A 7,369-nucleotide genomic window follows, 5' to 3' on the forward strand; every position below is an offset into this window, starting at 1 on the left:
CAGTGAATGCCATTACTTATACTGAAAGTAATGGATTGGTCGAAGGCAACGTCAACCGGCTGAAAACCGTGAAAAGAATGATGTATGCTCGTGCCAAGTTTGAACTATTGCGGCAACGGATGCTTTACAAAGTGATCTGATTTTAAAAATTGATTGTGGCATTAACGAAATACATACGCGTACATTCATCAAGTTAGCGTAAGAGCCAAAATTATATTGCTCTTGACAAGGATAGAACGAATATTCAATTTGTTAATCAAATCCCCCTTATAACGGTGATATTACCTACTCATCGTTATAAGGGGGATTGATAAGTCGCATGGAAAGATACTATATTCTAACCTTTCGATCTAAAGTTTTTCATAATACTTCCAGCTTTGCGTATTGGTTTAGAGACTTTCCAGGACGTACTTTCCTTCATCTCATGATATTTCTGCTCATAGCTCTCTTTTGCACTTTGTATTTCTGCAACTCTTTCACGGTATTGGTCTCTTTCTTCCAGCACTGCCTGATATTTCTCATATTCAACTCTATTCTTTTCCGGCATATTCAGTCTGTTTCTAAGGATATATCTATAGTAGTTACTCCTCAAATACGCCACTTCTGCAATCACTGCTGAAGTATCCGGCCCATCATTAACTTCAAAAAGGTACAACTGGCCATCCCTACCAATCCCGATATCCATCCCTAATGACATGATATGTGTGCTTCGCAGTGATTCTACTTTATACGGCAGCGTCACTGCCAACTGGTTCAGTTTCTGATTAATCGCCTTCCACTGTCTGCCAAAGTTCGCTTTCAGGAACGGGACTGGTTTAGAAATTCCGCCTCCCTGATTAACATTGGAAATCACTTTCTGTCCGATACCAATCCGGATGTAATTTCTGGCACTTTCCCATTCACCATGCTCATTCTTTTCGACATGAATCCGGCAATCGAATGGTTCTCCGCCTGAAGTTCTTGACGAAACATACTGTTGCAGTACATAACCCTTTTTGGCAATCGAATGATTGAAGAACCCTTCTAGCTCTGATTCATTCAACTCGTCCTCCTGAATATTATGCCCAAGCAGATATCCATCTTCTAATTGTTCGAGGATATATATGCCTTTGCCCTGAATTCCCCATGAAGGTTTCAATACTATTTTAGAATATTTCTCCAGATATTTCTGCATGTCTTCAAAACTTTGGATTCTATGTGTCGGGATTACCAGATGTGAGAATTTAGGATCATTCAGCAGTTTTTCCTGTAACGCCCGCTTGGTCAAAACATTGTCTCGATTATCGGATAAAAAAGTTTTTCGCTTCAAATAATCAGTGATTGCTTTGTTTTTTTTCTTAAAACAATACGGAGCAATATCGATGAATGGGGGAATCCCTGTTTGTTTTTCCACCCATTCATTGTTAACAAATACTTTACCGACAACGGTATCATTTTCTATGTTTATATCGCCCGGTCTCATATATATTACTTCTATCCCATAGACCTGACTGATGAGAGAAATATACTTGGCTATCTTAGTAGGTTTTTTAAAATTTGCCATCACGCCTATAGTCATATTATTATACTCCTCCTACATCAAATAGTGTTACTCCTGAGATTACCTTCCAGATTCAATAAAAAATGAACTAGAACACTTATAAAGATACATTATATTTATTAGAGTTTCATATTTAAATTATTCACACTTAAAATTTTACTAAAATCGAATCCTAAGTCTAACTGAAACACCTTCACTCCAAACTTATTATTTGAAAACCTAATTTAAATGGTTGTTCGACTATTGAAGATTCTATTTCTTTTACAGCTTTCACTTTTGATTTTTTCGATCCTTTATAACAAATTTTGTGAAATTCATCCAACTTTGCTTCTTCTGGATTTGCCACCAAAATTTCGACATCATTACTGTTAGTTCTTTTAATATAACCTTGGATATCATTTTTTAATGCCTGTCTTCTTATGAAAGTCATATATCCAACTTTATGAATTTTACCAGTTACTCTATACCGCTTAAAATACAAATCTTTGGTTGGCGCCGGAGACACATTAACGGCATCTGTTGACCATGTTTTTAATGGTTCAATTAAACTATGATAATCGAAATAATTTAGTGATTTTTTTGCACTAATAGTTTCCGGAAAATAATAATCAACTATCGCACTAGGAACATCTTTCGGTTCTCCTTCCCAAGGAAAAGCATGGAAACTAATTTCTGCTGTAGGATTTACTTCTAGAACTACAGCTTTTTCATTTGCATTTGGATCTATAATTATATCAACACCAGCATGAGGAATGGATGGTAAAACTTTTAAAGCATTAACGGCTATACGCTTCACATCATCAGATAAATCACTTGTAGCTTCCAATGGGTCACCGCCAGCAGATAAATTACTTATTTCTCTGAGGCTTAACGTTTCCCCCTTCCGTAAAACACTATTCATTTCTAAACCATTATTTTTTAAAGCTAACTTCACTTCATAGTCTACTTTTATGGGCTTAGGTTTTAAATAAGGGTTACTTTCCCTTACCTTGTTCTTTATTTCTATTAAATCTCTTACAGTATTAACCCCATCTCCTTGTATGTTAGCAGGCACTCTATTAGTGGCCCCTATTACATTATCTCCCACCACATAAACACGATATTCCTTTCCATAATAATGCTTTTCCACAATGATACCTTTATAATTGTACCTTTTTTTGAAATCACCAATTGCATTTTTCAATTCATCAAAGTTTGAGATATTTGTATAAACACCTCTACCCATGCTTCCACTAAGCGGTTTGATAACCACTGGAAAACCGATATCTTGTGCATACACATAAATTTGGTCATCATTTACGTCAAAGATTTCCCCTTTGGGAATAGGAACATTTTGGTCATCAAGAATTTTCTTAGTTTTTTCTTTATTCTGACAAATACGAACAGTCTCATTTGAGACTTTATCTCCCCTTGATCTAAAAAAGTAATGTGTCTTTTCATCTGAAGTTAGTGAAAAATATTTTCCTTGAGTACTACCGCCCGCACGGTGCATTTTACACTTGCTAGTTTCATCTTTATACCATTCTAAACTTAAACCTCTTCGCCATCCTTCCAGAGCAATTAAATATGAACATAATTTAAATCCATTAATGCCTTCCACTACATCTTTAGTTAAATGAGGCATCAATTCAACGTTTGTGTTTTTCATGAAACTCTCCTTATAAAAAAACCATTAATAGAAATTAAACGGTTTTTATTCACTTTTTTTTAGTATTTTTACTATCAGCTATTATTTCGAAACCATATTCTACTGGTCCATTCCATACACTCTCTTCAATACTATCTATGTTCACCCTTTTTGGATATTTCGTACGAAGGAGTTCTTCAAAGTTAGCTATCTTTTCTCTTGTTCCAGCTACAACTATAAAAACTGAACCATCTGAATCATTCTTAACGAAACCATTGACGTTACAGTAAAGTGCTTTTATTCTAATAAAGTTTCGAAAACCAACTTTCTGTACTTTACCTTTAACTATAATAGATTTTACTATTACTTCTTCATTAGGTATGCTGGGCAAAGTTACCTCTTGCAAAACCCCATTCTTCAATAAGCCAGTTACTTTTGTATAATTAAAATAAAGATCAGTTGTTATTCGTTTTGAATTTGGAAAATAATAGTCGATAATTGCTTTAGGAATATCCCTTGCTTTACCTTCTAACGGAAATAAATGACCACCTAACCCAACTTTTGTATTTAGCTCAATCACTTTTCCTGAATTATCTCTATTATCCACAATCAAGTCTACTCCGGTTTCAACCAGCCCCGGCACTGCTTTCGCCGCTTTAACAGCAACATCTTTTACTTGTTCATTTAATAGGTCAGTAACATCGACAGGATCCCCGCCTGATGATATATTACTATTTTTTCTCAGCAGCAGTTTCTCTCCTATGGCCGGAATGCTATCAATTGTGTATTCATATGCCTCTATATTTCTTGTGACTTCAGCATCAATCTTTATTGGTCTGGCTCTAACACTGGGAATTTGTTTTCTTTGCTTATTTTTTTCAATAATTAATTTTCGAATAGACCTTTCCCCATCCCCAGTAATATTTGCAGGCAAACGGTTCATAGCTGCTATTATTTTTCCATCAATCACATAGATCCTATATTCTTCGCCAGGTATGTATTCTTCAACAATGACACCTTTAAAACCTAGATATTCTCGTACATGCAGCAGTGATGTTTTCAATTCTTCGGCAGTTTTAATATTAGCTATTACGCCTTTTCCCATCTTACCACTGGCAGGCTTTAATACTACAGGAAATATTAATGATCGGGAAACATCTGTTATAATTTCTTCATTTGCATGTTTCATATAATTTTTTCCTTTGGGGACAGGAACTCCTACATTATTTAAATATTCTTTTGTTTTTGTTTTACTACTTGTAATATTCATTGCTTCTGCTGTTACATTAGGACCAGTAGAGTAGGAAAATGTTATTTCTTTCTCAGTGTCTGATAAAGAATACTTGATAAGATGTTTCTGACGACGTTTTATAGTAAAAAACTTTAAATTAAGCCCCCTTCTCCAGCCTTCAAGGGCTATCGAATATATACTTAATTTATCCCCGCTCACAGTTGATGGGGTACTATTTTCTAAATGCTCCAACCATTTTTTATGACTCAAATTTGAACACTTCTTTCTTTATTTATTTATAAGAGCTGAACAACATTTAATATTAAATGTTTTTAAATTTCAAGTCCAAGTTAGCCACTGATCTAACCCCGGTATAGGGGGATTTTGAATGAATGAAGGGTGTTGACTCTCCCCTTAGAGGTTAGGCTCTTTTTACACTTTTAAAGGGGGAGAGCACATCTTTGGAATTAATATGTGTAACAACGCCTCTCCCTACGCCGCTACCCTTGGGCTTTATCACAATCGCACAAGCGGATAACCAAATGAGGCTCCATAAGTACATATCTCTTTGATTGAAGACTCATTATAATTGAAAGTTCTGCCCTTAGTGCCTATGCCCTCATATGTTTATAAGTTGAACTCTTATCTTCTGATTTTGAAATTACCTTTTTCGTTGTTTTCGTCCCCCGGGCACATACAAAATGATATTAATTCACTCCATATAAAAATTGATATTTACACTAATGAGTTTTATTTTTCAGTGAATTTCAAATTCTTGTTTGGTCTCTAAAAATAGAATTAAAGCTTAATTCGACCCTGACTCTCAATACTTCAAAATCAAATGGATACATGACCAATTTAATACTTTAAAATATTAAAATATTTAGTCGGTTCGTTTTAGATCTTTGAATAATCATTAAAATGATTTTATCGTAACATATAATTTTGCGCTATATAGCAACTTAATAATATTTCTACATATCTATACTGTTAGTTTCTCTTTAATAGCACTTAAGATCAACAGTAACAGAAACGGTCTTTATCACTATTTTTCAATTTTTCCTTTAATATTTCTTAAAGGCTTTGTCAGTTTCCAAGAATTACTGCTTTTGACACGATCCAACTCTTCCATTAACTCCTGGATTCTTTTTTCCCGATTTTTCAATTTTTTTGAATAACTGTTTTTCATATTTAGAATTTCTTTGGACAGGTCTTCATTTTCTTTTTTTATTATTTTTTCTTTGTCATTATCTTTTTTCTTAATCTTATTCAATGAATCATCATTGATTTCAAAACCAATTGAACTGACGCCATCAAAAATATCCATTTCTGATGCACTTACATTGTGCACTTTAGTCCGATTTCTAGATGATCCTCTGATGAATTCTTCAAATGAGTTCAGTGTATCTTTGTTTCCAATGGCTTCAATTTCGACACTTTCTTTGGATGAAGCGGAGATGTATCCTTTTAACTGCAGGTTTGCAGCTTTCTTTTTCAGTCTTTTTAAATAATTCGGGCCAAAATGTGTCCCTTTAATACTAATTTGTTTTTCGTATTGGGTACCTTTAGGGAACATTGGAATAGTTATTTCATCCGCATGACCAGATAAAAACAGATCTTTAACATGCTTATATTCAAAATAGAAGTTATCATTTATTTTTTTTGAACCTGGGAAATAAAAATCAATTAAGTGTTTGGGTATATCCACTGGCTGTCCTTCAAAAGGAAAAACATGCATCATGATTTCTCCTTTAGTATTAATCTCATTGACTATGCCTTCATTTTTTTCTTCATTAATGATCATATCAATAGAACCCGTCGGTAAGCCGGGAACCGAATTCAAAGCATCAACAGCATATTTCTTAAATTTTGGATCGATGCTATCTGTACAGTCTACACTTAACCTATCACCTAAGTGAGTACCGTGCTTTCTTACAAATACTCTTTCGCCTTCTTCAGGAATATAATCTAAAGTCATGTTATTTTCATTTAAAAATTCTTTCATTTCCTGGTCAATTTTTATATCTCTTTGTTTAGTGGACACATTATTGTTAATCTCAATATTTCTTTTCTTTATCAATTCTTTCATATTACTGCGCCCGTTTCCAATCACATTCGATGAGTACGACTTAGAGACCGCAATCACTTTATCCTGAATCACATAGAATCGATAGTCGACGCCACCTTCAAAGTATTTTTCTATTATTATTTCTTTGGGCTTAAAATCATTCTTTACTTTTATAAGGGAATCTTTAAGCATATCTTTAGAATTAATATGGGTAACAACACCTCTGCCGCCGCCTCTATCCGTGGGCTTTATCACAAGCGGATAACCAATTGATTCTCCATAAGTACACATTTCTCCTATTGAAGATTCATTATAATTGAAAGTTCTGCTCTCAGGTACAGGCAGTCCCTGTGCCCTCATATGTTTATAAGCTGAGCCCTTATTTTCTGCTTTTGAAATTGCCTCTTTCGTTGTTTTCGTCCCCCGGGCACATACAAAATGATATTCATTCACTCCATCAGACAGAGAATAAGTTATTGATGTGGATGGCACTCTGCCTCCGCGTTTACTATTAAAATACTTGACTCTCATACCTCTGCGCCATGCTTCCAGGGCAACTGTATAAAAAGATGTTTGATGCTTTATAACATCTGCAGGCAAAGAGTTTTTTAAATGAAACAGTTGATTTTGATTTTCCACATACTTCATCTCCAATAATACTAATTAGATTTTTTCTAATAGATATAAATTTATTTTTAGCAAGTAACTCTTTCTATAATGTCCACATTATATGTCATAGTTAATTGAGTAGCAAATATTGACCTACCCATCTTAATAATATTAAATGATTGTCCCTTTTGCTCAGAAGAGCTGTATTTGCGAACGTACGTTTGGTATAATGTAGATACACAGTCATACACTGGAAAGGGTGTTCATTATGACAAAGTATCCACGGATGAGTCT

4 protein-coding genes are annotated in these 7,369 nt (G+C 34.3%); all 4 read right to left on the reverse strand.

From position 1 onward, the window contains the following. Positions 1-337: 337 nt before the first annotated feature. On the reverse strand, positions 338-1,558 hold the full coding sequence (locus G343_RS0100180) for a YheC/YheD family protein (RefSeq protein WP_020006103.1): 1,221 nt from the start codon (positions 1,556-1,558) through the stop codon (positions 338-340). Between the two features lie 175 nt (positions 1,559-1,733). Further along, on the reverse strand, positions 1,734-3,188 hold the full coding sequence (locus G343_RS0100185) for an acylphosphatase (RefSeq protein ID WP_020006104.1): 1,455 nt from the start codon (positions 3,186-3,188) through the stop codon (positions 1,734-1,736). 49 nt (positions 3,189-3,237) lie between these two features. Next, positions 3,238-4,668 carry an acylphosphatase gene (locus G343_RS14030; protein WP_020006105.1) on the reverse strand — a complete coding sequence of 477 codons (1,431 nt, stop codon included), beginning with the start codon at positions 4,666-4,668 and terminating at the stop codon, positions 3,238-3,240. Positions 4,669-5,443: 775 nt separating this feature from the next. Then, positions 5,444-7,105 carry an acylphosphatase gene (locus G343_RS0100195; RefSeq protein ID WP_020006106.1) on the reverse strand — a complete coding sequence of 554 codons (1,662 nt, stop codon included), beginning with the start codon at positions 7,103-7,105 and terminating at the stop codon, positions 5,444-5,446. Positions 7,106-7,369: the final 264 nt, after the last annotated feature.

Origin of the sequence: Salinicoccus albus DSM 19776 (assembly GCF_000385175.1) — a bacterium.
In the GTDB taxonomy this organism is placed as follows: Bacteria; Bacillota; Bacilli; order Staphylococcales; family Salinicoccaceae; genus Salinicoccus; species Salinicoccus albus.